This is a genomic window from Micromonospora sp. NPDC049282, assembly GCF_043197045.1.
GTDB lineage: Bacteria > Actinomycetota > Actinomycetes > Mycobacteriales > Micromonosporaceae > Micromonospora.
Window position 1 is genome coordinate 33,578 of the sequence record NZ_JBICSL010000003.1, and the last position, 26,618, is coordinate 60,195.

At 72.7% G+C, this 26,618-nt stretch carries 21 protein-coding genes; 11 read left to right on the forward strand and 10 right to left on the reverse strand.

Annotated features, from left to right (window positions below):
* The first annotated feature begins 5 nt into the window (after window positions 1-5).
* The 4 genes from nuoL (at window position 6) to ACGFI2_RS06670 (ending at window position 6,242) form a co-directional block, all read left to right on the forward strand.
* Complete coding sequence (nuoL, locus tag ACGFI2_RS06655) at window positions 6-1,964, forward strand: NADH-quinone oxidoreductase subunit L (protein WP_393511753.1); 1,959 nt, start codon at window positions 6-8, stop codon at window positions 1,962-1,964.
* 64 nt (window positions 1,965-2,028) lie between these two features.
* Window positions 2,029-3,561, forward strand: a complete 1,533-nt coding sequence (locus tag ACGFI2_RS06660; protein WP_393511756.1) for an NADH-quinone oxidoreductase subunit M — start codon at window positions 2,029-2,031, stop codon at window positions 3,559-3,561.
* A complete protein-coding gene (gene nuoN / locus ACGFI2_RS06665) occupies window positions 3,558-5,111 on the forward strand; it encodes an NADH-quinone oxidoreductase subunit NuoN (RefSeq protein ID WP_393511759.1) in 1,554 nt (517 codons plus the stop codon). The genes ACGFI2_RS06660 and nuoN overlap by 4 nt, the downstream gene beginning before the upstream one ends.
* 90 nt (window positions 5,112-5,201) lie before the next feature.
* Window positions 5,202-6,242: a polyprenyl synthetase family protein gene (locus ACGFI2_RS06670; protein ID WP_393511762.1), complete on the forward strand. Its 1,041-nt coding sequence runs from the start codon at window positions 5,202-5,204 to the stop codon at window positions 6,240-6,242.
* Between the two features lie 20 nt (window positions 6,243-6,262).
* Here the strand turns inward: ACGFI2_RS06670 and ACGFI2_RS06675 are convergent, their stop codons facing one another.
* Window positions 6,263-7,444, reverse strand: a complete 1,182-nt coding sequence (locus tag ACGFI2_RS06675; RefSeq protein WP_393511765.1) for an MFS transporter — start codon at window positions 7,442-7,444, stop codon at window positions 6,263-6,265.
* A gap of 153 nt (window positions 7,445-7,597) precedes the next feature.
* Between ACGFI2_RS06675 and ACGFI2_RS06680 the strand changes: the two genes are divergently transcribed.
* The 3 genes from ACGFI2_RS06680 (at window position 7,598) to ACGFI2_RS06690 (ending at window position 9,842) form a co-directional block, all read left to right on the forward strand.
* Window positions 7,598-8,380, forward strand: coding sequence for an IclR family transcriptional regulator (locus ACGFI2_RS06680; RefSeq protein ID WP_393511768.1), 783 nt, complete (start codon window positions 7,598-7,600; stop codon window positions 8,378-8,380).
* A gap of 185 nt (window positions 8,381-8,565) precedes the next feature.
* Window positions 8,566-9,156, forward strand: coding sequence for a sigma-70 family RNA polymerase sigma factor (locus tag ACGFI2_RS06685; RefSeq protein ID WP_091062821.1), 591 nt, complete (start codon window positions 8,566-8,568; stop codon window positions 9,154-9,156).
* The gene (locus ACGFI2_RS06690) at window positions 9,153-9,842 is read left to right on the forward strand and encodes an anti-sigma factor family protein (protein WP_393511771.1); all 690 of its coding nucleotides are present in this window, start codon (window positions 9,153-9,155) and stop codon (window positions 9,840-9,842) included. Before ACGFI2_RS06685 ends, ACGFI2_RS06690 begins: the two co-directional genes overlap by 4 nt.
* Here the strand turns inward: ACGFI2_RS06690 and rarD are convergent.
* The 4 genes from rarD to eccE form a co-directional block, all read right to left on the reverse strand.
* A complete protein-coding gene (gene rarD, locus ACGFI2_RS06695; protein ID WP_393511774.1) occupies window positions 9,827-10,729 on the reverse strand; it encodes an EamA family transporter RarD in 903 nt (300 codons plus the stop codon). The two genes, ACGFI2_RS06690 and rarD, sit on opposite strands and share 16 nt — an antisense overlap.
* 26 nt (window positions 10,730-10,755) lie before the next feature.
* Window positions 10,756-11,214 carry a GNAT family N-acetyltransferase gene (locus tag ACGFI2_RS06700; protein WP_393511777.1) on the reverse strand — a complete coding sequence of 153 codons (459 nt, stop codon included), beginning with the start codon at window positions 11,212-11,214 and terminating at the stop codon, window positions 10,756-10,758.
* Between the two features lie 98 nt (window positions 11,215-11,312).
* Window positions 11,313-11,699, reverse strand: coding sequence for a phage holin family protein (locus ACGFI2_RS06705; RefSeq protein WP_393511780.1), 387 nt, complete (start codon window positions 11,697-11,699; stop codon window positions 11,313-11,315).
* 50 nt (window positions 11,700-11,749) lie between these two features.
* The gene (gene eccE / locus ACGFI2_RS06710) at window positions 11,750-13,591 is read right to left on the reverse strand and encodes a type VII secretion protein EccE (protein WP_393511783.1); all 1,842 of its coding nucleotides are present in this window, start codon (window positions 13,589-13,591) and stop codon (window positions 11,750-11,752) included.
* Window positions 13,592-13,792: 201 nt separating this feature from the next.
* Here eccE and ACGFI2_RS06715 point away from each other — a divergent pair, with 201 nt between their 5' ends.
* Both ACGFI2_RS06715 and ACGFI2_RS06720 read left to right on the forward strand, forming a co-directional pair.
* The gene (locus tag ACGFI2_RS06715; RefSeq protein WP_393511786.1) at window positions 13,793-14,110 is read left to right on the forward strand and encodes a WXG100 family type VII secretion target; all 318 of its coding nucleotides are present in this window, start codon (window positions 13,793-13,795) and stop codon (window positions 14,108-14,110) included.
* Window positions 14,111-14,129: 19 nt separating this feature from the next.
* Window positions 14,130-14,423: a WXG100 family type VII secretion target gene (locus tag ACGFI2_RS06720; protein WP_393511789.1), complete on the forward strand. Its 294-nt coding sequence runs from the start codon at window positions 14,130-14,132 to the stop codon at window positions 14,421-14,423.
* A gap of 43 nt (window positions 14,424-14,466) precedes the next feature.
* Here the strand turns inward: ACGFI2_RS06720 and mycP are convergent, their stop codons facing one another.
* Window positions 14,467-15,672: a type VII secretion-associated serine protease mycosin gene (gene mycP / locus ACGFI2_RS06725; RefSeq protein ID WP_393511792.1), complete on the reverse strand. Its 1,206-nt coding sequence runs from the start codon at window positions 15,670-15,672 to the stop codon at window positions 14,467-14,469.
* Window positions 15,673-15,824: 152 nt separating this feature from the next.
* Here mycP and ACGFI2_RS06730 point away from each other — a divergent pair, with 152 nt between their 5' ends.
* Together ACGFI2_RS06730 and ACGFI2_RS06735 are read left to right on the forward strand one after the other, a co-directional pair.
* Window positions 15,825-18,914 carry an SseB family protein gene (locus ACGFI2_RS06730; protein ID WP_393511795.1) on the forward strand — a complete coding sequence of 1,030 codons (3,090 nt, stop codon included), beginning with the start codon at window positions 15,825-15,827 and terminating at the stop codon, window positions 18,912-18,914.
* Entirely contained in the window at window positions 18,911-19,276 is a 366-nt protein-coding gene (locus tag ACGFI2_RS06735) for a hypothetical protein (protein ID WP_358038388.1), read from the forward strand. The genes ACGFI2_RS06730 and ACGFI2_RS06735 overlap by 4 nt, the downstream gene beginning before the upstream one ends.
* A gap of 1 nt (window position 19,277) precedes the next feature.
* Here ACGFI2_RS06735 and ACGFI2_RS06740 read toward each other — a convergent pair whose 3' ends face one another.
* The 4 genes from ACGFI2_RS06740 to ACGFI2_RS06755 form a co-directional block, all read right to left on the reverse strand.
* Entirely contained in the window at window positions 19,278-20,210 is a 933-nt protein-coding gene (locus ACGFI2_RS06740) for an alpha/beta fold hydrolase (RefSeq protein ID WP_393511799.1), read from the reverse strand.
* 85 nt (window positions 20,211-20,295) lie between these two features.
* On the reverse strand, window positions 20,296-20,706 hold the full coding sequence (locus ACGFI2_RS06745) for a hypothetical protein (protein ID WP_393511802.1): 411 nt from the start codon (window positions 20,704-20,706) through the stop codon (window positions 20,296-20,298).
* Window positions 20,707-20,910: 204 nt separating this feature from the next.
* A complete protein-coding gene (locus ACGFI2_RS06750; RefSeq protein ID WP_393513109.1) occupies window positions 20,911-23,313 on the reverse strand; it encodes an immune inhibitor A domain-containing protein in 2,403 nt (800 codons plus the stop codon).
* 347 nt (window positions 23,314-23,660) lie between these two features.
* Complete coding sequence (locus ACGFI2_RS06755) at window positions 23,661-26,453, reverse strand: immune inhibitor A domain-containing protein (RefSeq protein ID WP_393511805.1); 2,793 nt, start codon at window positions 26,451-26,453, stop codon at window positions 23,661-23,663.
* Between the last annotated feature and the right edge of the window lie 165 nt (window positions 26,454-26,618).

A 26,618-nucleotide genomic window follows, 5' to 3' on the forward strand; every position in this document is an offset into this window, starting at 1 on the left:
CTGCGGTGGAACAGATTCTGACGCTCGCGTCGGCTGAGCCGACCGAGGCCGTCTCTTTCGCGACGGCGAGTGGCCTGCTGGGCAGCGTCTGGCTGCTGGTGGCGATCCCGCTGGTCAGCGCGGCGGTCCTGCTGCTGCTCGGCAAGCGGGCGGACCGCTGGGGCCACTGGCTGGGCGTGGCGTCCATCGGCGCCGCGTTCGTGCTCGGGCTGACCTACTTCTTCCAGCTGCGCGGCCTGGAGAACAAGCAGGTCCAGTCGAGCCTCTGGCAGTTCATCACGGTCGGCGACCTGAAGGTGGACTTCGGTCTGCTCTTCGACCCGCTGGCCGCGGTGTTCGTCCTGCTGATCACCGGGGTGGGCTTCCTGATCCACCTCTACGCCGTGGAGTACATGGCGCACGACGAGGGCCGGCGGCGGTTCTTCGGGTACTTCAACCTGTTCGTCGCCGCGATGCTGCTGCTGGTGCTCGGCAACAACTACGTGATGCTCTACTTCGGCTGGGAGGGCGTCGGCCTGGCGTCGTACCTGCTGATCTCCTTCTGGTACGGGCGGCCGAGCGCGGCCACGGCCGGCAAGAAGGCGTTCCTGATGAACCGGGTCGGCGACGCCGGCCTGGCCATCGGCATCTTCGTCATGTTCGCCATGCTCGGCACGACTCAGTACGACGAGGTGTTCAACGGCGTCGGCTCGCTGACCTCGACCACGGTGCTGGTGCTCGGCCTGCTGCTGCTCCTGGGCGCCGCCGGCAAGTCCGGCCAGTTCCCGCTCCAGGCGTGGTTGCCGGACGCGATGGAGGGTCCGACCCCGGTCTCCGCGCTCATCCACGCGGCCACCATGGTCACCGCCGGCGTCTACCTGATCGCCCGCTCCAGCCCGATCTTCTCGGCGAACGAGACGCTCCAGCTCGTGGTGGTCAGCGTCGGCGCGCTCACGCTGCTGATGGGCTGCGTCATCGGCGCGGCCAAGGACGACATCAAGCGGGTGCTGGCCTGGTCCACGGTCAGCCAGATCGGCTACATGTTCCTCGGCGTCGGCCTCGGCGGCGCGGCGTACGCGCTGGCCATCGTGCACCTGCTGGCGCACGGCTTCTTCAAGGCCAACATGTTCCTCGGCGCCGGCTCGGTCATGCACGGCATGAACGACCAGGTGGACATCCGCCGCTTCGGCGGGCTGTCCAAGTACATGAAGGTCACCTGGCTGACGTTCATGATGGGCTGGCTCGCCATCATCGGCATGTTCCCGTTCTCCGGCTACTTCTCCAAGGAGCCGATCATCGTGGCCGCGTTCGAGCGGGAGGGCTGGACGGCCTGGCTGTTCGGCATGGCCGCGCTGCTCGGCGCCGGGCTCACCGCGTTCTACATGACCCGGCTGTTCGTGCTCACGTTCCACGGCCCGAAGCGCTGGACCGAGGACATCGAGCACCCGCACGAGTCGCCGAAGCTGATGACCATCCCGCTGATCCTGCTGGCGATCGGCTCGGTCGGCGCGGGCTTCCTGCTCGCCACCTCCGTGCCGGACTGGCTCACCGCCACCAACGGTCTCGGCGCCGAGAGCGGGGAGCACGCGCCGGTGCTGGCGCACTGGCTGCTCACCGCGCTGTCGCTGCTGGTCACGGTGCTGGGCGCCGGGCTGGCCTGGTTCCTGTTCCGGGGCGGTACGGCCACCGAGCCGCAGCCGGCCGGCGTGGTGGTCACCGCCGCCCGCCGGAACCTCTACACGGACGCCTTCAACGAGACGGTCTTCGAGAAGCCGGGCATCTTCCTCACCCGGGCTCTGGTGTTCCTCGACAACCGGGGCGTCGACGGGCTGGTCAACGGCCTGGCCGCCGCCGTGGGCGGGGGCTCGGGCCGGCTCCGGCGGCTGCAGACCGGCTTCGTGCGGTCGTACGCGACCTCGATCCTGACCGGCGCGCTGCTCGTGGTGGCGGCGTTCCTGGCAGTGCAGGCGGGGTGGCTGGCGTGATCGACCTCAACGCGGCCGCCCCCGCCGGCGGGCCACGCAGTCACGACGGAGGTAAGGCCGAATAATGTCCAACTTCCCGTTCCTCTCGGTGCTGACCGTGGCGCCGCTGGTCGGCGCCCTGGTGGTGGCACTGCTGCCACGTAAGCGGCCGGACCTGGCCAAGCTGGTGGCGTTCGGCTGGTCGCTGCTGGTGCTGGTGCTCTCGGTGGTGATGTGGTTCACCTTCTCCGCCGGCGGCGACCGGTTCCAGTTCCGCGAGTCGTACGCGTGGATCCCGAACTGGGGCGTGCGGTTCACCTTCGAGGTGGACGGCATCGCGCTGGTCATGCTGATGCTGATCGCGATCCTGGTGCCGCTGGTGATCCTGGCGTCGTGGCACGACGCCGAGTCGTCGAAGCGCTCGGTGCCGGTCTACTTCGCCCTGCTGCTCGTCCTCGAGTGCACGATGATCGGCGTGTTCGCCGCCGCCGACGTCTTCCTGTTCTACGTGTTCTTCGAGGTCATGCTGGTGCCGATGTACTTCCTGATCGGCAGCTACGGCGGCCACCAGCGGCAGTACGCGGCGGTGAAGTTCTTCCTCTACTCGCTTGTCGGCGGCCTGTTCATGCTGGCCGCGGTGATCGGCCTCTGGGTGGTCGGCGGCAAGACCTTCGACTGGCAGACGCTGAGCCAGGCGGAGTTCGCCACCAACACCGCCCGCTGGCTGTTCCTCGGCTTCTTCCTCGCGTTCGCGATCAAGGCGCCGTTCTTCCCGTTCCACACCTGGCTGCCGGACGCCGGTGGCGCCGCCCCGGCCGGCGCGGCCGCGCTGCTGGTCGGCGTGCTGGACAAGGTCGGCACGTTCGGGATCCTGCGGTACTGCCTGCCGCTGTTCCCGGAGGCGTCCCGCTGGTTCGCGCCGTGGGCGCTGGCGCTCGGCGTGATCGGCATCATCTACGCCGCGTTGCTGGCGGTCGGGCAGAACGACCTGAAGCGGCTGGTGTCGTACACCTCGATCGCGCACTTCGGCTTCATCGGCGTGGGCATCTTCGCCTTCACCACCCAGGCCGGCACCGGCGCGGTGCTCTACATGCTCAACCACGGACTCGCGACCGGCCTGCTCTTCCTCGTGGTCGGCATGCTGATCGCCCGCCGCGGCTCGGCCCTGATCAGTGACTTCGGCGGCGCGGGCAAGCTGGTGCCGGTGCTGGCCGGTGTGTTCTTCTTCGCCGGTCTGGCCTCCCTGGCGCTGCCCGGCACCGCGCCGTTCGTGTCCGAGTTCCTGGTGCTGATCGGCACGTTCACCGTCAACAAGCCGGTCGCGGTGATCGCCACGCTCGGCATCATCCTGGCGGCGGCGTACGTGCTGTGGATGGTGCAGCGCACCACCCAGGGCACGTTGAACCCGGCGCTGACCGAGGTCGAGGGCATGCGTCGGGACCTCAGCCTGCGGGAGAAGGTCGTCGTCGCGCCGTTGATCGCGCTGATCGTGCTGCTCGGCTTCTATCCCAAGCCGGTCACCGATGTCATCAACCCCGCCGTCCAGGCGACCATGCAGGACGTCGGCAAGTCCGATCCCGCCCCTGAGGTCGGAAGCGTCCAGGAGGCCGCAAAATGACCGAGCTCAAGCTGCCGTCGATCGACTACGTGGCGCTCGCTCCGATCCTGATCATGCTGGGCGCCGCCCTGCTGGGCGTCCTGGTCGAGGCGTTCGTGCCGCGTCGCCTGCGCAACGCGGTGCAGCTCGGGCTCGCCCTGGTGGCGGTGCTCGCCGCGATCACCATGGTGATCCTGAAGTCCGAGCGCCGGGTGATCACCGCCGGTGGCGCCCTCGCGGTGGACGGGCCGACGCTCTTCCTCCAGGGCACCATCCTGGTCCTGGCCGCCATGGCGCTGCTGCTCGTCGGCGAGCGCACGGTGGAGCGGGGCGGCGCCTTCGTGGCGCACGCCGCGGTCACCGCCGAGTCGCCGGAGGACCGCAAGCAGGCCGAGGGCGTCGGCGGGGCCACCGAGGTCTACCCGCTGATGACGTTCGCGATCGGCGGCATGCTGATCTTCGTGGCGGCGAACGACCTGCTGACCATGTTCATCTCGCTCGAGGTCTTCTCGCTGCCGCTCTACCTGCTCTGCGCGCTGGCCCGCCGCCGGCGGCTGCTGAGCCAGGAGGCGGCGATGAAGTACTTCCTGCTCGGCGCGTACGCCTCGGCGTTCTTCCTGTTCGGCGTCGCCCTGATCTACGGCTTCACCTCGGGCATCCCGGGCCGTGGCGCCGGCGTCGACTTCGCCACCGTGCACGCCGCGGTCGGCGAGTCCTCGTCCAGCCAGGTGCTGCTCTTCGCCGGCATGGCGCTGGTCGCCATCGGCCTGCTCTTCAAGGCCGCCGCCGCCCCGTTCCACGTCTGGACGCCGGACGTCTACCAGGGCGCGCCGACGCCGGTGACCGGCTTCATGGCCGCCTGCACCAAGGTCGCCGCGTTCGGCGCGCTGCTGCGCGTGTTCCACGTCGCGTTCGCCGGCGCGTCCTGGGACTTCACCCCGGTGATCGGCGTGGTCGCGGTGCTGACCATGCTGGTCGGCGCGGTGCTGGCGGTCACCCAGACGGACATCAAGCGGCTTTTGGCATACTCGTCGATCGCGAACGCCGGCTACCTGCTGGTGGGTGTGCTGGCGCCCAGCAAGGAAGGGCTGTCGGGCACGATGTTCTACCTCGCCGCGTACGGCTTCTCGGTGCTCGCCGCGTTCGCCGTGGTGACGCTGGTGCGCGACGCCGACGGCGAGGCCACCCACCTGTCCCGCTGGGCCGGGCTGGGTCGCCGCTCGCCGTTCTTCGCGGCGATCTTCACGTTCATCCTGCTGGCCTTCGCCGGCATCCCGCTCACCAGCGGTTTCACCAGCAAGTTCGCGGTCTTCGGCCCGGCGCTGGAGGCGAACCAGATCTGGCTGGTGATCGCCGGCGTGCTGACCAGCATGGTGCTGGCGTTCCCGTACCTGCGGGTCGTGGTGATGATGTGGCTCTCCGAGCCGGGTGAGGCCACCCCGACCGTGACCGTGCCGGGCGCGCTCACCTCGGCGGCCCTGGTCATCGGCGTGCTCGCCACGCTGGTCCTCGGGGTGGTCCCCGGGCCCCTGCTCGACCTGACCACCGGTGCCGCCGAATTCGTTCGATGACGGAAGTGGTTCCACCCGGGGGCCGGTACGCCGTGGCGTGCCGGCCCCCGGCCCGTATCCCCCTCGCCGAGCAGGTCGAACGGGTGTGGCATGGTTGAAGACGTGGTGAATCCGGCTGGCGAGCGTTCAGGTCAGTTCGGCGCGCTCGGCCTGCACCTCGCCGACCCGCGCGTCGAAGCGTCCGTGCTGGGCGTCCTCGACCGCGTCGAGGTCCAACTGTGGTCCGGCGTGGCCAGCGCCGACCCGCTGGTCACCGAGGCGGCCCGGCACCTGATGGAGGCCGGCGGCAAGCGGTTCCGCCCGCTGCTGGTGGCGCTGGGCGCCCAGTTCGGCGATCCGGACGCCGCCCAGGTCGTGCCGGCGGCCGTGGTGATGGAGCTCACCCACCTGGCGACGCTCTACCACGACGACGTGATGGACGAGGCGGCCGTGCGGCGGGGCGCCCCGAGCGCCAACTCCCGCTGGGCCAACTCGGTGGCCATCCTGGTCGGCGACTTCCTCTTCGCCCGGGCCGCGGACATCGCGGCCGACCTGGGCCCGGAGGCCGTCCGGTTGCAGGCGCGCACGTTCGCCCGCCTGGTGCACGGCCAGATCGCCGAGACGGTCGGCCCGCGCGACACCGATCCGGTCGCGCACTATCTGCACGTCATCGCCGAGAAGACCGGTTCGCTGATCGCCACCTCGGCCCGCTTCGGGGGCATGTTCGGCGGCGCGTCCGCCGCGCACGTCGAGGCCCTGGCCGGGTACGGCGAGATCATCGGCGTCGCCTTCCAGCTCTCCGACGACCTGCTGGACATCGCCAGCGAGTCGGTGCAGTCCGGCAAGACACCCGGCACCGACCTGCGGGAGGGCGTGCCCACCCTGCCGGTGCTGTACGCGCTCGCCGGCGACGACTCGGACGCGGCCAGCGTCCGGCTGCGGGAGATCCTGGCCACCGGCCCACTGGTCGACGATGCGCTGCACGCGGAGGCGCTCACCCTGCTCCGCGAGTCGCCGGCGCTCAAGCGGGCCCGGGAGACGGTGCGCAGCTACGCCGAGGATGCCCGCGCCCGCCTCGCCCCGCTCCCCGAGGGCCCGGCCCGCCGCGCCCTGGAATCCCTCTGCGACTACATCGCCGACCGCACCAGCTGACTCCCCGGGGCGGACGGGGATCAGGCGGTGCGGGCCAGGCGGTGGGCGCCCAGGAGCATGAGCAGGGCGGCCAGGAGCATGGCCAGGGCGGCGGTCAGCCACATCGCCGGGTAACCGGCGGCGTCGGCCAGCGCGCCGAGGCCGAGCGGGCCGAGGCAGCCGCCCGCGTACACGCCGGTCTGGGTGATCGAGGTGGCGGCGGCCGGGGCCTGCGGGTGGAGGCGGACCACCGCGAAGTTGAGCAGCCCGGGCCAGGACCAGCCGAGCCCGAAGCCGAGCACGACGCCCACGACCAGCGGCGCGGGACCGGCCACGGCGAGCAGGAGCAGCCCCACCGAACCTGCCAGCAGCAGCCCGGCGACGACGCCGACGTGTCCGCCCGCCCGGCGGTCGGCCAGCCAGCCGACGCCCACCCGGGCCAGCACGCACACCGCGCTGCCGAGGGTCAGGGTGAGGCCGGCGAGGGCGGGTGAGAGCCCTCGGCCGGCCGACGAGTCGACCAGGAACGTGGCCAGCGCGTTCGCCGCGCCGGCCGCCAGCGTCGCGGCCAGCCCGACCACCACCAGCGCGGCCGTCCCGCCGCCCCGGCCGGCGGAGCGGGACCGGGTCCGCCGGTCCCGACCGGCCCGGGGTACGGCGGCCAGCGCGGCCAGCGCGGCCCCGGCGGCCGCCACGAACGCCCAGCGCCAGCCGGCGGTCAACGCGACGGTCGGCACCGCCGCGCCGGCCAGCAGCGTGGAAACCGGGATGGCGGCCTGCTTCACACCGAAGGAGAGCCCTTGGCGGTGGGCGGGCACGTGCTCGGCGAGCGCGGCGTTGCTGGCGAGCTGGCCGAGGGCGTTGGCGGCGGCGCTGAGCGCGAGCAGCGTCACCAGCACCGGGTAGGACCGGGCCAGACCGGCCACGGCCAGCAGCGAACCGGCGGAGAGCCCGATGGCCGCCCGGGCGATCGGGGTCGGCCCGTACCGCTCGACCAGGGCGCCGGAGGGCACCGAGGCGAGCGCGCTGACCCCGAAGTAGACCGAGACGGCCAGGCCCAGCCCGGTCGGGCCGAAGCCCAGCTCGTCGCCGAGTTGCACGGCGAGGCCACCGACCAGGAACACCGGCAGGACACAGGCGATCGTGGTGATGGTGGCGCCCGCGCCGACCCGGACGGCCCGTCCGGTCGCCGGTGGACCGGTTCGTGAAATTGTTTCGGTCATCGTCGGCCAACCTACGCCGACCCCGTTTTCGCTGCCGATCGTGTCTGTCGGTGCACGGTCTGTGTCCGGTGCTCTGGCATCCTCGACCCGAACAGGCATTTCGCACTCGGCCTCTTTTTCATATGGTGTAAGTCCCCGGCGTCGGAGGTGGCTGTGCGCGACCCCCTGGCGGAACCTTCGGACCTGATCCGGAGCGTCTCCCGCGCGCTTCGAGTGCTCGAATCGGTCGGCCGTGCGCCGAGGGGCCTCACCGTCAAGCAGATCGCCCGCCGCTGCGAGCTGACCGTCGCCACCACCTACCACCTGGTGCGCACGCTGGCCTACGAGGGCTACGTGATCCGGCGTGAGGACGGGACGTACATCGTCGGCCTGGAGATCGCGGACCGCTACCGCGAGCTGGTCACCGCGTTCCGGGGGCCGCCTCCGGTCGGTGAGGCGCTGCGCCGGGCCGCGGCCGACACCGGCTGGAGCCACTACCTCGGCCGCTTCGTCGGCGGCCAGGTGGCGGTGACCGCGTGCGCCGAGGGCCCGCGCTCGCCCTACCTGGAGGAGCTGGTGCCGGGCTTCGACGAGGGTGCGCACGCCACCGCGCTCGGCAAGAGCCTGCTCGCCACGCTCACCGCCGAGCAGCGCTTCCGCTACCTGCGCGAATACGGCATGCGCCCGTTCACCACCGCCACCCTCACCACGGTCGAGGCGTTCGAGGCCGACCTGGCCGCCGGCGACCGGCGCGGCATGCAGCTGGAGCTGGGTCAGTTCCGGCAGGGCGTGGCGTGCGCCGCGGTGCTGGTCACCCCGGACAAGGACATCGAGCGGCGGGTGGTGCTGGCCTGCGCGTTGCCCGCCGGCGAGATGATGACGTCCGCGCGGGTGGTCCGGGCGAAGCTGCTCACCGCGGCGCGGGCGATCGCCGACGGGATCGCCACCGAGAACTGAGCGGGCCACCATCCTGGCGGGAAGGCGGCCCTCCAGCGGCCGGTCCGAGCGCCGGACCGCCCCCGGGGACGGCTCGGCTGCCGGACGGTGCGAGGGCGCGGTGAGCGCCGGTCGGCCCGGATCTGAACCGGGCGGGAACAGCTCCGGCTTGACCTGCGGCTGAACCGTTCGACGTCACGGCACGTATGGAAGGGCGAACGCAACGCCCGGACGGGCGGACGCATCGCCGGTCTCCCCGCCGCCGGAAGCGAGGTACCGCCATCAGTGACCACGACGCCCAACTGCTGCGCGCGCTGCACGACGAGCATGCCGACGCGCTGTTCGCGCACGCCCTGAGGCTGGTCAACGGCGATCGGCCGCGAGCCGAGGACCTGGTCCAGGAGACGCTGCTGCGGGCCTGGCGGCACCCCGAGTCGCTGGACCCGCGACGGGGCTCGGTCCGCGCCTGGCTCTTCACCACCGCCCGGAACCTGGCCATCGACGCGTGGCGTCGCCGCTCGGCCCGGGTCGGCGAGGTCTACACCGACGAACTGCCCGAAACCGCCGAGACGGTCGACGAGACGGAGCGCGCGGTGGAGGCGTGGACGGTGGCCGAGGCGCTCAACCGGCTGAGCCCGACCCACCGCGAGGTGCTGGTCGAGTGCTTCTACCAGGGGCGGTCGGTGGCGGAGGCCGCCGCCCGGTTGGGCGTGCCGCCGGGCACGGTGAAGTCGCGCACCCACTACGCGCTGCGCTCGCTGCGGTTGGTGCTGGCCGAGATGGGGGTGACCGGATGACCAGCTGCGAGTTCGCGCACGACGATGGGGCCTACGTGCTGGGCGCCCTCGCCCCGGCCGACCGGGCCGCCTACGAGCGGCACCTGGCCGGCTGCGCGCAGTGCCGGGAGGCGGTGGCCGAGATCGCCGTGCTGCCCGGGCTGCTGGGTCGGCTCGACCCGGCCGGGCTGGAGCAGTTCCTGGAGGTCGGGCCGGAGGCGTCGCGGGTGCCCGCGCTGCTCGACGCCGCGCGGGAGCGGCGGCGCCGTGACCGGTCCCGCTCCCGACGGCGGTACGCGCTGACCGCGCTCGCCGCCGCCGCGCTCGCGGTGCTGGCGGGCGTCGGGGTGGCCGTGGTCCGGCCGCCGGCGGAGCCGGCCACCCGACCGGTGGCGCTCACCTCCATGCGGCCGGTCGCCGGCACCGCGCCGGTGCACGCCGAGGTGGGGCTGACCGAGACGCCGTGGGGCACCGAGGTCACCATGCACTGCGGCTACGACCGGCGGGCCGGGCACCGCGAGGCGTACACGTTCCGGCTGGTGGCGCACGGCCCGGACGGTGCGACCGAGCAGATCGGCTCCTGGCTGGCGGCCCCGGGCGACGACCTGCGCTTCTCCGGCGTCACCCGCTTCACCCGGGGCGAGCTGGTCCGCCTGGAACTCCTGCGCGGCAACGAGACCCCCGTCCTGGCCTACGACCTCCGCTGACCCCCGCGGCGGTGGGAGTGGGAGTGGTGGAGGGCTTCGACGGTGAAGACCACGAGGGCCAGCCACACCAGGGCGAAGCCGGCCAGCCGGGCCGGCGGCATCGGTTCGTGGAAGAGCAGCACCCCGCAGCCGAGCTGGAGGATCGGGGCCAGGTACTGCAGCATGCCGACGGTGGACAGCGGCAGTCGGTTCGCCGCGCCGGCGAAGAGCAGCAGCGGGATCGCGGTGGCCGCCCCGGCCAGCACCAGCAGCGCGGTGTGCCCGGCGGAGACGTGCCCGAACATCAGGCCGCCGCGCGCGGACAACCAGGCCAGGTAGGCCAGGGCGGGCAGCGCCAGCACCGCCGACTCGACGAAGAGCCCCTCGGCGGCCGGTAGCGCGAGCCGCTTCTTGACCAGGCCGTAGCCGGCGAAGCTGAACGCGAGCGTCAACGCCAGCCAGGGCAACCGTCCGTAGTCGACGGCGAGCACCGCCACCGCGAGCGCGCCGACGCCGAGCGCCGCCCACTGCGCCGGGCGCAGCCGCTCCCGCAGCGCGACGACGCCGAACAGCACCGAGACCAGCGGGTTGATGAAGTAGCCGAGCGCGGTCTCCACCACCCGGTCGGAGTTCACGCCGTAGATGTAGGTGCCCCAGTTGACCGCGATCAGCACGGCGGCGAGCGCGATGCCGGCCAGCGCCCGGGGTCGCCGGGCCAGCGTCCGCAGGAAGCCGACGTGTCGCATCGCGGCCAGCAGCAGCGCCACGAACGCCACCGACCAGACGATCCGGTGCGCGAGGATCTCCACCGGCCCGGCCGGGCGGAGCAGCTTCAGATAGACCGGGAAGAAACCCCAGAGCAGGTACGCGCCGATGCCGTAGAGATAGCCGAGGCGGAGCTGGTTCACCGTTTTACCGTAAGTGGTGAATCCGGTTAGTGGTCCTTTCCGGTGACCGGGGTCACCCGCTGCTCCAGCTCCATGTAACGGTCCGCCGCCACCGGTTGGAAGCCGAGCTTCGCGTACACCCCGTGGGCGTCCAGCGTCGCCAGCAGGATCCGGCGTACGCCCAGCTCGGCCAGGTGGTCACGGACACCGGCGACCAGCCAGGTGCCCAGCCCGCGACCTCGCTCGGCCCGGTCCACGTAGACGTCGCAGAGCCAGGCGAACGTGGCCCGGTCGGTCACCACCCGGGCGATCGCCACCTGCCGGCCGTCACCCGGTCGGTAGACGCCGAAGCCGATCGAGCCGGCGAAGGCGCGCTCGACCGTCTCCCGATCCCGCCCGAGCGCCCAGTAGGCGTCGGTGGCGAGCCAGGCGTGCGCCCGGCGCAGGTCGAGCCGATCGGGGTCGGTGCTGAGCTGGTAGCCGTCGGCGCGGGTCATGGTGAACACCCGGCCGAGGGTAGTGCCGCGCCCGGGTCGTACGCCTGTGGGTTTCCCGCTTGCCGGACCGGCCGGTCGCCGGACGAGCGGCGACCGGCCGGAATTCGTCAGTCGCGGTCGAGGACGGCGCCGAGGATCCAGGTGACGATGCCGACGAAGAGCGCGCCCAGCACCGCGGCCGGCCAGAAGCCGTCCACGTGGAAGGGCAGCCCCGCCTCCCCGGCGATCCAGCTGGTGAGCAGGAAGAGCAGACCGTTGACCACCAGCGCGATCAGGCCGAGGGTGAGCAGGTAGAAGCCGCAGCCCACGGTCTTGATGATGGGCTGGAGCACCGCGTTCACCACGCCGAAGATCACCGTGACGAGTACCAGCGTGGTCACCGTCTCGGTGGCCGATCCGGAGTGCAGCGAGATGCCCGGGATGAGCAGCGTGGCGAGCCAGAAGGCCACCGCCGTCGTGGCCACCCGGATCAGAAGACCCTTCAGAAAATCCATGGCCGGGATCGTGCCACGCCGTGTCCGCCGGTGGAACCCGTGCCGCCGGCTCAGTGCCGGGTCGGGCGGCCGACCAGCTGCGACTCGACCGGAGTCGGCGAGAGCAGCGCCCACCGCAACGCCCGCCGGTTGACCACCGCCACCATGTCGTCCCGGATCCGGGTGAGCCAGTCTGCGGAGGCGCCGAGGCCGAGCGCCGTGCCGGCCAGCGCGGCCTCGGCCTGGTCGAGCGGCTGCAGGACGGCCAGGTCGGCGCGGGCCAACGCGGGCGCGTCCGCCGGCGTCAACTCGTCGCGCACCACCAGCACGGACTGCCAGGCCGCCGCCGGGCCGACCTCCGGCGGCACCGGGCCGGCGTCGACCACCAGCAGCAGTGGCCGCAACGGCGAACCGGGCGGGCCGCCGACCGGCCGCCCGGGCGGGAGCAACGGCACCGGGGCACCGACCCCCCGGACGAACGCCTCCCAGACCCGTGGCCGGGCGGTCTGCACCGCCACCCGCGCGCCGAGCGCCAGCGCCCGCAGCACGACCAACTGCGCGGCCGGGACCCCGCCGACCAGAAGCACCCGGGTCGTCGCCGGCCGGAACAGTCGGACGGTGAGCGGCCCGCCACGCCGGTCGGCGCCCACCATCAGGCCGGACCCGCCGACCGGCAGGTCCGGCGCGGCCGGCGGCGAGCCGGACGGGGGCGTGCCCGCCCCGGTCACCGCCAGCGGCAGGGTGGCGGCCAGCCCGGTCAGGTGCTCGCCGTCGAGGCGGTGAAACTCTCCGCCCGCGTCGGTGACCACCCGGCCCAACGCCCGCTCGGCCGCCGCCAGCTCCGCCGTGCTCCCGGCGGCCACCCGGACGGTCAGCTCGGCCGGAACCGGCGTGGAGTCGGCGCGGGGGCCGACGCAGAGCGCGACGGTGGTGGCGGTGGCCGGCACCGCCAGCAGGCGGGGCACCAGGCCCCGGACGGCCTCACCCCGCGGATCCGGCCACCGGCGCAGCCGCCAGGTGGCCTGCGGCAGCCCACCCACGGTGAGCAGCGACCACGTCTCCCGGGCCGGCGCGCCGCCGTCGTGGTGGGCCAGTTCGGTGATCACCCGCAGCGCCGCCGGAACGCCCAGCGGCCGGCCGGTGAGCGGGCCGAGCCGGCGGACGATCCGCCGGACCGTGCCGGAGAGCGCCCGCAGCAACTCCTCGTCCGGCCAGCCGTCGGCCCGGACAACCCGGACCGCGAGCACCACCCGGGCTCGCCCGGCCAGGCGGCCGTCGGTGAGCTGGCGGTAGGACGTCCCGGCCGGGCCGGCGGCGACGGCCGGCGCGGGCGCCGGGGACGCCGAGAAGAGCAGTTGGAGCCGGACCGGTGGGCTCTCCGGGCCAGCCGGGGGAAGCAGGTCAAGCGGCGCCGGCAGCGCCCGCGGGTGGTCACCGAGAAGATCGTCCGGATCGCCGAGCGCCAGCAGCGCGGTCAACCCGGCCGCGTCGTGCAGCACGACGGCCGGGCCGCCGGCCAGCTCCGCGGCGTGCACCACCGTGCCCGGCCCGACCAGCTCCAGCAACGCCGCCGGATCGGCCGCCGCGGGAAGGGCGCGGCGACGGCCGAGGTACGCCGCGGCGACGGTGAGCCACTCGTGCAACCAGCGGCCCCGGAACCGGACCCACGCGGCGGGCAGCAGCAGCGTCGCGGTCAGCAGCGCGGCGGCGGTGGGCACGACGCCCCGCCCGACGGCGGCCACGAGCACGGCGGCCGCGACCTGCGTCGTCACCACCTGGCCGGCGCGGACGCCCATGGCCGACCGCCGCCTCCACAGTGGTGTCGGGAGGGACGCGGGGGTGGACCGGTCGGTCGTGGTCGCGGTCACCACACCTCCTCGTCCGGCCCGTCGGGTGACGCCGCCGTGGCTCATCGTAGTGGCGTCGTCGTCCACAGGGGAGGCCCGGGGGGTAGCAGAACCGGACTGGGACGGCTACCGTCAGCGACGAAAATCGTCACGCGGGCGCCCGCCGCCTCCCCTCCCCTCCGGCGGCCGCGAGCGCCGCGTCGACGAGTCCACGGTGGTCACCCATCGGTGACCAGCCACGACCGAGGAGACGAGGTGACGTCCGGGATGTCCCAGACCCAGGCAGAAGCCGCAGTGATGCAGCAGACCGCCGCGAAGTTCGAGCAGGTCGACCAGTCGCTGCAGACCATGCTGAGCGGCCTGATGGCCGAGCTGGAGGTGCTGCAACAGGCCTGGCGGGGCGCCGGTGGGCGCTCGTTCACACAGGTCAAGCAGCAGTGGGCGCAGGACCAGACGGCCCTGCAGCGGGCGCTGCGCGAGACCGCCACCGCGATCCGCAGCGCCGGCCGACACTACGACGTCTCCGACACCGAGGCCGCCGGCCGGGTGGCGGGCACCAACCGCGGCATCCAGCTGCCGCTCTAGAGATCGGAAGGGACCGAACATGGAGCACGGTGTGCTGGTCGTCAACTTCGCCGCCCTGCAACAGGCCGGCGCGGACATCCAACGGGCGTTGACCACCCTCGAGAGCCAGCTCGGGCAGCTCGAACGCGATGCCGCGCCACTGGTGGCGAGCTGGAACGGTGAGGCGCGTGAGGCGTACGAGCAGCGGCAGTCCCGGTGGCGGGCCGCCTCCCAGGACATGCAGGCGATGCTGCGCGACATCAAGCTCGCCGTGGAGGACTCCGCGGCCGACTACCTCGACACCGAGAAGCGCAACGTCAATCTGTTCCACTGAGCGGCGCGCGGCCCGGGTACTCCACCCGGGCCGCCTCCGCCGGTCAGGCCGGGCCGGCCGGGCGCCAGCGCCGGCGTGCCCCCCGGGGCAGCACCACGGCCAACAGCGCCACGAGCCCCGCCGCGCCGCCGGTCGCGCCGGCCACCAGCAGCGCCCTTTCCCGGGCGGTGGCCCGGCGGGACCGGCGGGTCAGCGCGGCCGGGTCCGGCCGGTCGGCCGGGAGCGCCGCCCCGTCCCGAGGCCGGGCCTCCACTCCGCCCGGCGACTCGGTCACCGCGCGGTACGGGTTGAGCACCCCCGCGCCGTAGCCGTCGCCCCGGCCCGGCGCCGGGTCGGCCCCGGCCACGATCCGTGCGGCGACCTCGGCCGCGCTCAGTTCCGGGCGATACTGCCGCAGCAACGCCGCGGTGGCGGCCACGAAGGGCGTGGCATAGCTGGTCCCCTCCGCCCGGAGGTGGCCCTGCCGGGGCGCCGCCATCAGCACCTCGCCGCCCGGAGCGACCAGGTCGACGTACGCGCCGGTCTGGGAGAAGGCGGCCCGCACCCCGTCCCGCCCGATCGCGCCCACGCCGAGCACCCCGTCGTACGCCGCCGGATAGGGCCGCGGGTCACCGTTGTCGTGCAGGTTGCCGGCGGCAGCCACCACCACCACGTCCCGCCGCACCGCGTAGGCCACCGCGGCGCGCACGGCCGGGTCGTCCGCGTAGAGCACGACCGAGAGGTTGAGCACGTCCGCGTCGTGGTCCACGGCCCACCGGATCGCTCGGGCGAAGCCGGCCGCGTCGACCGTACGCCCCGACTCCCGCCCCTCGACCACCTGCTGCTCGCTCACCCGTACCGGCAGGATGCGCGCGCCCGGCGCGAGCCCGCGGAACGCGACGCCCGGTCGTGGCGTGGCGGCGACGATGCTCGCCACGCCGGTGCCGTGCCCGGCGCAGTCGCGGGTGCCGTCCCCGCCGGGGTCGAGGAAGTCCGCGCCCGTCAGCACCCGGCCGGCGAGTTGCGGATGGGACCGGTCCACCCCCGAGTCGACCACCGCCACCACCACGCCCGCGCCGGTCGCGAGCGGGGCGAGCCGGTCCGGCGCGTACCGTTGTTGGGGCCACGGCTGCTCGGCCACCGGACGGGCCGGCGCGGGCGGTGTGGCGCAGCCGGACGGCGCGCGGGCCGCCGCCGGAGCGGCCGGCAGGCCGGTGACGAGGAGGCTCACCAGGGCGGCCAGGGCCGGACGCGCGAAGGGCCGAGCCATCGACGACCTCCGTAACGTGTCGACTCCGGAACGGGATGTTAGCGCCTCGTCGACGCCCCGGCCGACCGTCGATGGCCAGGCATTGTGATCTTGTTACCACCTTGTAGGTTGTAGGCGATGCCTGTGGCCTGTTCACGGAAGGAGAGGTGGCCGTGACCGGATGGGAGCCGGCCACCGAGGCCGAGGTGGCGATGCGGGACGCGCTACGCGCGCAGGACCAGCAACAATACTTCCGCGTCCTGACCCGCGTCGATCTTGTGTTGCCGGTCGCCGGCGGGTCGACCCCGGGGTGGGGCACCTGGACCTCCGGCGGGCGGACGCACGTGCTGGCGTTCACCTCCGTCGCCGCGCTGCGGGCCAGCCTGGGCGAGAACGCCGGCGCCACGCGCCGCCTCCCGTACGCGGACCTGGCCGCCGGATGGCCCAACCAGGAGTGGTGGTTGGCGGTCAACCCGGGCCTGCCGGTCGAGGGCTACCTGCCTGCCTGGTACGTCGCGCAGCTCTCCCGGGGCGACGTCCGGCTGCCCGGTCGCACCATGGGCGCGCGGGCCCGCCTGGAGCGGGTGCAGAGCGCCGCCAGGGACGCCCGCAACGGCGCGACCGGGTCCGCCCGCGAGGACCCGTCCGTGCCGGTTCCCGCCGGTTCCGCACCCCCGCCCCCGCTCCCGCCGGACCGGGGCGGGTGGGTGGCGGAACCCGACGAGCCCGCCACCGTGCCGATGCGCACCGTTCCGGTCCTGGGCCGCCGCGTCCCGACCGCCTCGCCCCGCCGCCCGGAGCCGACCACCGGCGAGCGGGGCCGGGCCGGGCCGGGCGACCACTCCGACGCGGACGCGCTCGACGGCTGGCTCACCGACCTGCGCCGCCGTCCGGACGAGCCGGATCCGTTCACCTCCGGCCACACCGCACCGGTCGCGGAGACGCCGGTGGTGCCGCCGCCACCGCCGGCCCGGTCCTTCTTCGAACCCACCTCCGGCCGTTCGAGCCGGCGGTCCTCGTCGCGGGACGCGCCCCGACGGTCCGCCGAGCGGGCGACGCCGCCGTCCCGGTTCGCCGGCGGCCAGCCGTTCCCGCGGCGCCGGCCGCTCAACGAGCCGGTGCGCGAGGACCCGACCCGGGCGTTCGGGACGGGCCCGGACGAGCCGTCGCCGTCGTCTCGCCCGGTCGAGGCGGCCGCCCCGTTCCAGCCGGCCCGCCCGCCCGAGGACCCCACCCGGACGCTGCCCCGCCGGCACGCCGGCCCGGCCGTGTCCGGAGCGGACGAGTGGGCGCCGACCGTCCCGGAACGCGATGCCCCGGGCCGGCCGGCCCTCGACGAGCCGGCGGAGGCGGAGGAGCTGCCGCCGTCGATCGCCGAGCCGGTGTCCGGCCCGCCCGTGCCGCCGCGACGTGACTTCACGCCGATCGTCATCGAGGGCATCGTCATCGAGGCCCGCGACCTGACCGAGGCCGCGCCGGCCTGGTCGCCGCCGGCCCCGGACGGGTACGCCGATGCCGCCGCTGCTGCGGGCCCTGCCGCGGCCGGTCCGGCCCTCGGTGAGACGGGGCCCTGGGCGGCCTCCACCGAGTCGCTACCCGACCTGGCCGCGCCGGTCGAGTTGACGACGGCGCCGCTCCCGCCGGCGGCCGGGCCGGACGACGTGACGGTGCGACTCAGCCGGCCGGCCGCGCCCTCCGGTGAGCCGACGGTCTCGCTGTTCGAGCCGACCACCCCGCTGTTCGAGCCGTCGCCGGACGAGCCGTCTCCACTGCCGCCCTCCGCGGGAGACCCCACCACGTCGCTGTTCGAGCCCCGTTCGCCGGCGGAGCTGGCCTTCGAGCCGCCGTCCCCGGCCGAGTCGACCGTGTCGCTGTTCGCGCCGGTGTCGTCGGAGGAGGCGACGACGGCGTTGTTCGCGCCGGCGTCGTCGGAGGAGTCGACCACGGCGTTCGTGCCGCCGTCCCCGGCCGAGCCGACGGTGTCGTTGTTCGCGCCGGTGTCGTCGGAGGAGGCGACGACGGCGTTGTTCGCGCCGGGGCCGTCGGAGGAGTCGACGACGGCGTTCGCGCCGGGGCCGTCGGAGGAGTCGACGACGGCGTTCGTGCCGGCGGCCTCGGCCGAGCCGACCGTGTCGTTGTTCGCGCCGGGGCCGCCGGAGGAGTCGACGACAGCGCTGTTCGCGCCGGGGCCGTCGGAAGAGCCGGCCGGGCCGGACGAGGCGCGGGACACGACGTACGGTGGCGCCGCCGAGCCGGTGACCGCCGGTTCCTCGGCTCCGGCAGGCGAGCCGGACTTCGAGCCGGCCAACGAGGTGGAGGAGGAGTTGCTGGCCGCGGCCGGCAGCGGGAACACCGACGGCTTCCTCACCACGCTGCTGCTCGCCCGGGTGCTGCTGCCGGTCGCGTACGACTCGGCGGCGGGTAGCCGGCCCGGAGATTCGGGCTTTTCCTGGCGTACCGAGACGGTCGACGGGGTGCGGTACGTGGCGGTCTTCACGTCGCCGGAACGGCTCGCCGAGCACGCCGAGGGCCCAGTCGACACGATCCGGGTCAAGTTCGTCCAGCTCATCCGGCGGTGGCCGGACGAGAGCTGGTCGTTCCTGGTGAACCCGGGCAGCCCGGTGGGCGCGGCGTACCCGGGGGAGCAGGTCCTCGCGCTCGCCAACTGGGCCGCCGAGGTGGGGCTCGGCGACGACCCGGAGACCGAGCCGGAGCCGCCCGCCACCGGGCCGGCACCGGCGGCCCGGCCCCGACCGGACGCGCCGGCGGCGCAGCCGAACCGGCCGGTGACGATGCAGAAGGCGATCGCGGCGAGCCAGCTCGCCTACTACCTGGAGCGTGGCTACGACCGGGTCTCCGGCTTCGTGCACCGGGCCGGTGAGCTGGCCCACCTGCGTACCCCGGCGGAGCTGTACGAGGCCCTCGGCCTCGGCCATCCCGGCTCCCCGTTCTCCCGCGACGACGAGGAGCTCTACCTGCTGCGCTGGCCGGCCTACCGGCCGAGCCTCTACCGGATCCCGTACGGGGGCCAGAACGAGGCCGCGATGCGCGCGATGGAGGGCTGGGTGATCGAACGCCCTCCGTTCCGCGGCAACGGCTTCGCGCCCGGCGAGAGCAGCGACGTGGTCGCCGAGTTCAAGGTGGACAGTGCCCGGCTGCCGCACGGCGCGGAGCTGTGGCGGGTGGGCGCCGACGGTGACGCCCGGCTGGTCGCGGTCCTGGACACCGACGCGCTGCTCTGGCGGAAGGAGGCCGAGGCGTGACCCGCGACGGCTACGTGGCCCGCTGGCACGGCCGGGAGTACCAGGCCAGCCCGGACGGCGACGACGTCCGCCTCTACCAGCCGGAACCGGGCGAGGGCTTCACCGAGGTGCGCCCCGGACGGCACGTCCGGGTGGTGCCGGCGGCCGAGGTCGACGACCTGGCGTACGTGCGGACCACCTGCACCTGGCAGGGCCAGCCGTTCATCGTGCTGGCCGAGCACGAGGGCTGGTTGCGGGTGGAGTACACCGGCGGCCGCTGGCCGGTGGCCGAGGCGATGGGGCTGGAGGCCTTCGACTTCGGCGTCTATCAGGGCTGGGCGCCGGCCACCGAGGTGGCCGGGCTGGGTGAGCAGCGGGTCTGAGTCAGGACTTCGCCCACCGCAGGATCTCGCCGAGCACCAGGTCCCGGGCCTCCACGTGCGGGAAGTGGCCCACGCTGTCGAGCAGCCGCCACTCGTAGGGCGCGCTGACGTAGCGGCCGGAGCCCTGGGCGGTGCGGGGGAGCGACGCCTCGTCCAGCGCGCCGTGCAGTTGCAGCGTCGGTGTGACCAGCGGTTTCTGCATCAGCTTCACGAACCGGTAGCCGTGCAGCCGCAGCGCCGACCGGAACGCCCACCGGTAGCCCTCCAGCGCGCAGAACGCGGCCTGGGGGATCTGCATCGCCACCCGGCAGCACCGGGCGTAGTCGGCGAACTCCGGCCCGGTCACCCAGCGCGGCCCGCCCCACCGGCGCAGCATCTCCTCGACCTCGGCGGCGCCGTTGCGGGTCAGCACGTGCTCGTAGCGGGGGAGCTGGAACTTCAGCGTCGCGGTGGCCGAGGCGAACTGGCCGCGCGGGTCGGCGACGATGGCGGCCCGCAGCCGGAGCGGGTGCGGCGCGCCGAGCACCACGAGCCGGCGGACCAACGTGGGGTGGAACGAGGCGGCGGTCCAGGCGATCAGGCCGCCCGCGCCGGTGCCGACCACCGTGGCCGAGCGCTCACCGAGCGCCCGGATCAGGCCGGCCACGTCGGCGGCGAGGGTGTAGCCGTCGTACCCCCGGGGTGGCTTGTCGCTCGCGCCGTAACCGCGCAGGTCGACGGCGACCGCGCGGAAGCCGGCGTCGGCGACCGCCGGGAGCATCTCTTGCCAGGCGTACCAGTATTCCGGGAAGCCGTGCAGGAAGAGCACCATCGGGCCGGTGCCCGCCTCGACGACGTGGAACCTGCTGCCGTTGGCGCCGACGAACCGGTGCGTCCACGGCCCTTCGGGCATCACGCAGGACTCGTCGGCGGCCCCGCCGCGCTGGTCGCTCATGAGGCACAGCCTAGGGCCGGTGGTCGTGCGCCGGCCCCGCAGGTGCGCAGGATCAGGGGTTTCTCCGGGACGGCCCGACCGCCGGTCAGGCGACGCGTTCGATGCGCAGCAGACCGACCAGCCGGCCCGGTCCGCATTCGACGCCCTCGGGCGCCGGGCCCACGGTGACCCGGACCCAGGCGCCGGTGGGCCAGGCGCCCTTGTCCCGGCCGTACAGCGCGTGCTCCTGGCCGTCGTCGGTGACCAGCGTGTAGCAGGGGCCGCCGCCACCGTGGCTGATCCGGCCGGCGAGGACGTTCGGCTTCAGCTGGTCGGTCGGGTGCCGTGGCGGCCCGGTGGGTGGCCGGAGCGTCGGCAGGTCGGTCGCGGAGAGCGGGGGCCGGCCCGAGGAGGCGGCCGGGGTGGGCGCCGTCGCGGTGGGTGGGGTCTGCTCCGGTGCGGGTGCGGCGGACCCGGTGGGTCCGCCGGGTTCGGCGGGACGCTCGGACGTGGGCACGTCTGCTCCTTCTTCCGGGTCGGCGCAGCCGGTCAGGGTCAGGGCCAGGGGTAACGCGAGGACCGCGGCCAAGCGGCGGTCGAGGCTCCTGGTCACCTGCCTGGGACGCGTCGCCGGCCGCCACGGTTCCCACCGGCGCGAATGGGCGAGGCCCGGGCAGGTGACCTGCCCGGGCCTCGCCGTGGTGTCGCGTGGATCAGTGGCTCAGGAGAAGCGGACCTTCAGCGAGGTGCCGTTCTGCTCCAGGACCTTGATCTTGGTGCCGCTGGCGGGGAGCTTGACGCCGTGGTTCGGCAGCTCCGGGTACCAGTACTGCTTGGTGTCGTCGAACAGCGGCTGCGCGTCCTGACCGCGGACGTACTGCGGCTGGCTGTTGATGTGCAGCGTGAACGAGTCCGCCTTCTTCAGGCTGAACGGCGCGTCGTAGACCTGGACGCGGGCCCGCCAGGGGTTCCCGGTCAGGTTGTAGAGCGGCCGCGGGTGAGCGTCGATGATCATGTTGCGACCCTCGCCCGGGTGCGCGAACGTGTCGTTGTCCGCCCACCGGAGGTTCCAGTAGGAGATCAGCAGACCCTCCTGGTACGCGTAGTGGTCCACGTAGTCCGGGCGGGTGTTCGCGTAGCCGAAGTAGTACGGGCCGGTCTTGAGGTACTTGTCGTACGAGGTGTACGACCGGTTGCCGGCGATGTAGTAGTTGTCGAACTTGCGCTTGTAGGTCTCCTCGACGATGCTCCAGCCGCTGAGCGTCCAGCCGGCGGCACCGGTCTCGGCGCCGTCGCTGAGCAGCGTCTGACCGTCGGCGGTCACGGTGAGCGCGTCACCGTAGAAGCCACCGGCGGAGAGGCCGCCGTCGGTCTGGTAGCGGAGCCGGAACTGCACGACCTTGCCGGCGACCGAGTCCAGCGGAACGTTGACGTCGACCCACTTGTCGGCGGTCGAGCCGTCCAGGGCGTAACGCCCGGTCGAGATCTCCTTGAGCGCCTTGCCGTTGGCCGTACCCGGGAGCGAGACCCAGCTCTGGCCACCGTCGGTGGAGGCCTCGAAGAAGAGGTAGTCGTAGTCCTCTTCGATGTTGTAACGACCCTTCATCGACACCGAGGCGCTGGTCTTCCCCGTGAGGTCGATGGCCCGCGTCATGGTGTTGTTCAGGTCGTCGTCGTTGCCCGAGAAGAACTGCTTGGTCCCCTCGAACGGCTTGCCGTTCTGGAACGTGTACTCCCGCTGCGGAAGCACGACCACGGCGCCCTGGGCCTTGGCGGAGTTGTACTCCTGCGGGCCCAGCTCCAGCGTGCGCTTCTGACCGGCGACGACCGTCTCGTAGTCGAGCCAGCCGAGCTGGAGCTTGTTCCAGGCACCCAGGTCGCCACCGCGGTCGCCGATGCCGGCGTCGTTCTTGGCGCCGAGCCGGCTCTGGGCCATCAGGGTCCAGTGCTCGTTGTTGTTGTCCCCACCACTGGTGACGTTGTAGTCGTCCGGCAGACCGAGGTCGTGGCCGTACTCGTGGTAGAAGACGCTCCGGCCACCGTTCTCCGGCTGGATCGTGTAGTCGCCGATCCAGACCCCGGTGTTGCCGATCTGGGTGCCACCGGCCGGGAAGTTGGCCGGGCCGGTGTTGCCCTGGTCGCTGGCGAACGCGTACCAGCGGTGGCTCCAGATGGCGTCCTCACCCTGGATCGGGTCACCGTCGGCCTGGTCGCCGCCGGCGTGGACGATCTGGAAGTGGTCGATGTAACCGTCCGGCTCGTTGAAGTTGCCGTCGCCGTCGAAGTCGTAACGGTCCCACTCGTCCATCGACTTGACGTCGGCGGCGATCTGCGCGTCGGAGCGGCCCTGCGCCTTCTGGTCGGCGACCCACTCGTTGGCGGCGTCGCGAACCAGCGCCCAGGTGTTGGTGCAGACGTTCGAGGCGCACGGGTAGCCGTTGGAACGGCCGTAGCGAGCCTCGTTGTACTTGACCTTCACCCAGTTGGTGACCTCGCCGTCGACGCTGTATCGACCGGAGGACTGGGCCTCGTAGTACTGCTTCAGCGACTCGTCACCCGGCTTGGTGCCGAAGTACAGCTGCCGGAAGTGATCGGCGCTGTAGTCCGACTGCCAGACGGTGGAGTTGTCCACCGCGCGGTTGGGCTGCGGGATCTGGTTGACGCGCGGCCCGTCGAACCGGGTCGGACCCGCGACGGCCGGGTCGGTGTCCTGGTCCGGGTAGTTCGGGTGCCGCTCGTCGCCGAACTCCGCGAGGATGACGAAGATCTTGTCGGTCTTCTCGCGGGAGAGCTCGACGTACTGGTCCTCGGTCGGACCCTTGCCGGCCTTGGTGCTCTTGGCCGCCTTGCCCGCCGTGGCACCGGCGGCAGCCTTCTCGCCGACCTTGACGACAGTGCTGCCGTTGATCTTCTGGGCCTTCGCCCTGCCGGACAGGACCTCGCTGAGGCCTTCCTGGCGCAGCGCGCGCCGCTTGTCCTCGAGCGGGTTGGGCAGGTCGTGTTCAGCCTGCGCAGGCTCGGCCACCGACGGGGCGGTGGTCGGCAGCTTCGGCGTCGGCGCGGCGCTGGCGGACGTACCTGCCATCAGCCCCGTCGCGGTCAGCGAAAGCCCGAGCAGACCCACTGCGACTTTGCGCACGTGGTACCTCCGGTGTGAGGGAACCGGCCCCTTGGGGGTACGGGCCGGTGGAACGTCCCACTAGTGGGACCCCTGGTGAACATAGACACTGCTGGGACCGGTGGGAAGATGTGCGCGTCGATTTGTAGCAACTTTTTGTTGGGGACGTCTTTCCCCGTCACACCCCGGCCCGTCGTGATGCCACTGACCAGGGGCTGATGTCCGGCCGCCCGAACGCAACGACACCGGTGGATATGCGTAAGGGTCGGGAGCGCTGCCGCTCCCGACCCTTACCTCATCCGGCCCGTTCAGCCCATTTTCCGGTCATTCCGGTTCCGGTTCACCGCAGTTGATCAGCTCCTCGGCGGGACCACGTACACCGTGGCGTACGCGTTGTCCTTGGCGGCCCGCACGATGACGATCGAGGTGCCGTACGCCACCCCCGCGTCCCGCGGGTTGCCGGTGCCCAGCACGATCGCGCCGCCACCCAGCTCCGTGCCGTACCAGTCGGTCGCCGGGGTGCCGTCCGGGTTCACCACCCGGGTGGTGTACCGCTGGTTGCCCTTCGACGGGACGACCACCGAGGCGTCGTTGTCCCGCGCGTACGCCGAACCGTCGCGGATCTCGATGCCCGGGTACCAGCCCTTGGCGTCGGTGAAGCCGCGCACCGGCGCCTGGGCGCCGAACTTCGTGCAGTACTCGCTGTACGGCTCGTCCGCCGCCTCCAGGCACTCCTTGAACGGGTACGTCGGCTTCAACCCGAAGGTGGCGTTTGACGACTGCGGGCGGCTGGGCAGGTTGTCCAGCACCGACGGGTCCTTCGCCGCCGCCTCGCCCTTGCGGCGCAGCGGGTCGTTGTGCGAGTCGACGATCAGCAGCCCGCCCTTGGCGCCGTAGCTGGGCAGCGCGGTCATCTGCCCGGTGACGTGGTTGACGTCGCCGAGCTGGGTGTCCCGGTACCAGACCAGCATGCCGGGCGCGTTGTACGAGATCCGGTCGACTTTCCAGGCCTCGTGCGAGTAGACGGTGTCGTAGGTGTACTTCAGGCCGTTGTCGAAGCCGTCGAAGTTACGCCACTCGGCCAGGTAGTAGTGCGACTTGACCTGGGTGCCCGAGTCGATGTACCAACCCGCGCCGCTGGTGTCGGTGAAGGTGCCACCGGTCTGGGTCCAGCCCGCCGCGCCGCTCTCCACGTCGTCGCTCCACGTGGTCGCGCCGCCGCCGGTCACCGAGAAGTCGTCGGCGAACCAGCCGCGCTCGACGAACGCCTCGTCGGTGGCGTACCGCAGCCGCACCTGCACGGTCTGCCCGGCGAACGACGACAGGTCGACGTAGTCGTGCCGCCAGCCACCGGTGCTGCCGCTCAGGCCGTACTTCTTGTTGCCGAAGTCGACCATCCGGCCGTTCGGGTCGGCGTAGCCGTCGTTGGTGGAGACCAGCGCGCCGCCCTCGGCGTACACCTTCTGCTCGTTCCAGGTGGCGCCGCCGTCGGTGGAGACCTCGACGAAGCCGAAGTCCCAGTCCGCCTCGATGACGTAGTTGTTCCACATCCAGAACTTCGCGTCGGCGGCGTTCGGGACGGTCACCGTGCGGCTCAGCTTGACGTCGGCCCAGTTCTGGTCCGCGCCCGAATACCACATGTTGCCGCCGCTGTGCGGCGTCGCCAGCGAGATCACCTTGTCCGGCAGGTCGATCTTGATGCCGTCCTCGGTGCCGACCGGCGTACGCGACGTCTGCCCGAGCTTGACCAGCCTGCCCCGGTCACCCGTGCCGAAGGTCTTCGGCTCGGCCCAGCCGAGCACCCACTTGTCCCAGATGCCCATGTGGGTGGGGAGCGCCTGGAAGATCTCGCCGGAGTGCGAGCCGGACGCCATCAGATCCCAGAAGTCCACGTCCGAGTCGGCGTTGCCGGAGGTGTCGTAGAGGTCCGGCAGGCCCAGGTCGTGCCCGAACTCGTGGGCGAAGACGCCGACGCCGGCGTCCTCCGGCTGCACGATGTAGTTCGACACCTTCAGGTTGGTGCCGGGGATGGTGTAGCCGCCGGCCACGGTGGAGGAGTGCGCCCAGACCGAGTAGACGCCGACGGCGCCGCCACCGCGGGACTTGCCCTGGTTGGCGTGCACCAGCACCAGGTGGTCGATCACGCCGTCCGGCTCGTGGAAGTTGCCGTCACCGTCGCGGTCGCTCTGGTCCTCGATGTCGTAGTCGGCCCACGGGAAGTTCGGGTCGGCGGCGGCCAGCGCGTCGATCGCGTCGGTGGCGAGCCGGCCCGCGCCCTGCGGGTTGTCCGGGTGACCGTTCATCGCCTGCTCACGCCCGGCGACCCAGTTGCCGTTCTCGTCCTGGAAGCAGCGCGACGCCGCGTACCAGCCCTCCGAGTGCGGGACCGTGATCCACGGGCTCGCCTGCCCGTCCACGGTGTACGCGTTCTTGGACATCTCCAGGTACATGTTGTGCATGGTCCGGCCGGCCAGGCTGATGCCCGGCTTGCCGTCCGGTCCCTTGAGGTCCTTGCGGACCCGCTCGGTGATGCCCGTCTTGGTGTAGAGCATCTTGTCGTAGTGGGCCGGCGAGAAGTCCGGCACCCACATCGAGTTGTTGTCCTTGTGCGGCAGCGTGGCCGGGTTCGGGATGGTGTTGTGCCGCGGCCCGTTCTGCACCGTGCCGGGAACGCAGGTGCGGTCCTCGAAGACCGTCTTCGGGACCATCACGCCGGTGAAGTCGTCGTTGGCCTTGTCGTTGAACTCCACCAGCAGCGTGAGCAGCTTGGCGGTCTGGGTGTTCTTCGCCTTCTTGATCTTCCGCGGGCTCTGGCCGGTCCGGATCGACTTCGCCTCGAGCTTCGCCAGTTCCCGGGCGGTGACCGGGTTGCCGCCGGCGTACTTCCGGTCGTAGGCGCGTGCCTCGTCCACCGGCGACGAGAAGACCCCGTCCCTGCCCTTGGTCTCCCTGCCGCCGGTGTCCGGCTGCACCTCGGGCTCGGCGTAGTTGATGTAGTACTCGTCCGCCGCGATGGTGGCCGGTGCGGACCGGGACGGCTGTGCCGCCGCGCTGCCCGTCGCGGTCAGCGACGTGGCCGCGAGGGCGATCGCGGGCAGCGCGACGAGTAGCCGCCTGCCTGCCCGGGACTGCGAAATGGGGAGCATGCCACTCCGTTCGTAGGGAATGGTGAGAGACCGGTCGACTCAGCGACACCTGTCGAAATCCGCCGGTTGCGGCTGAAGGTAGTCGACCCGGCTCGCCATCGACAGGGGTGAACAGGCCAGTGCGCCTCCGCCGATCGACCGGCATGATCCCCGCGTACGACGAGA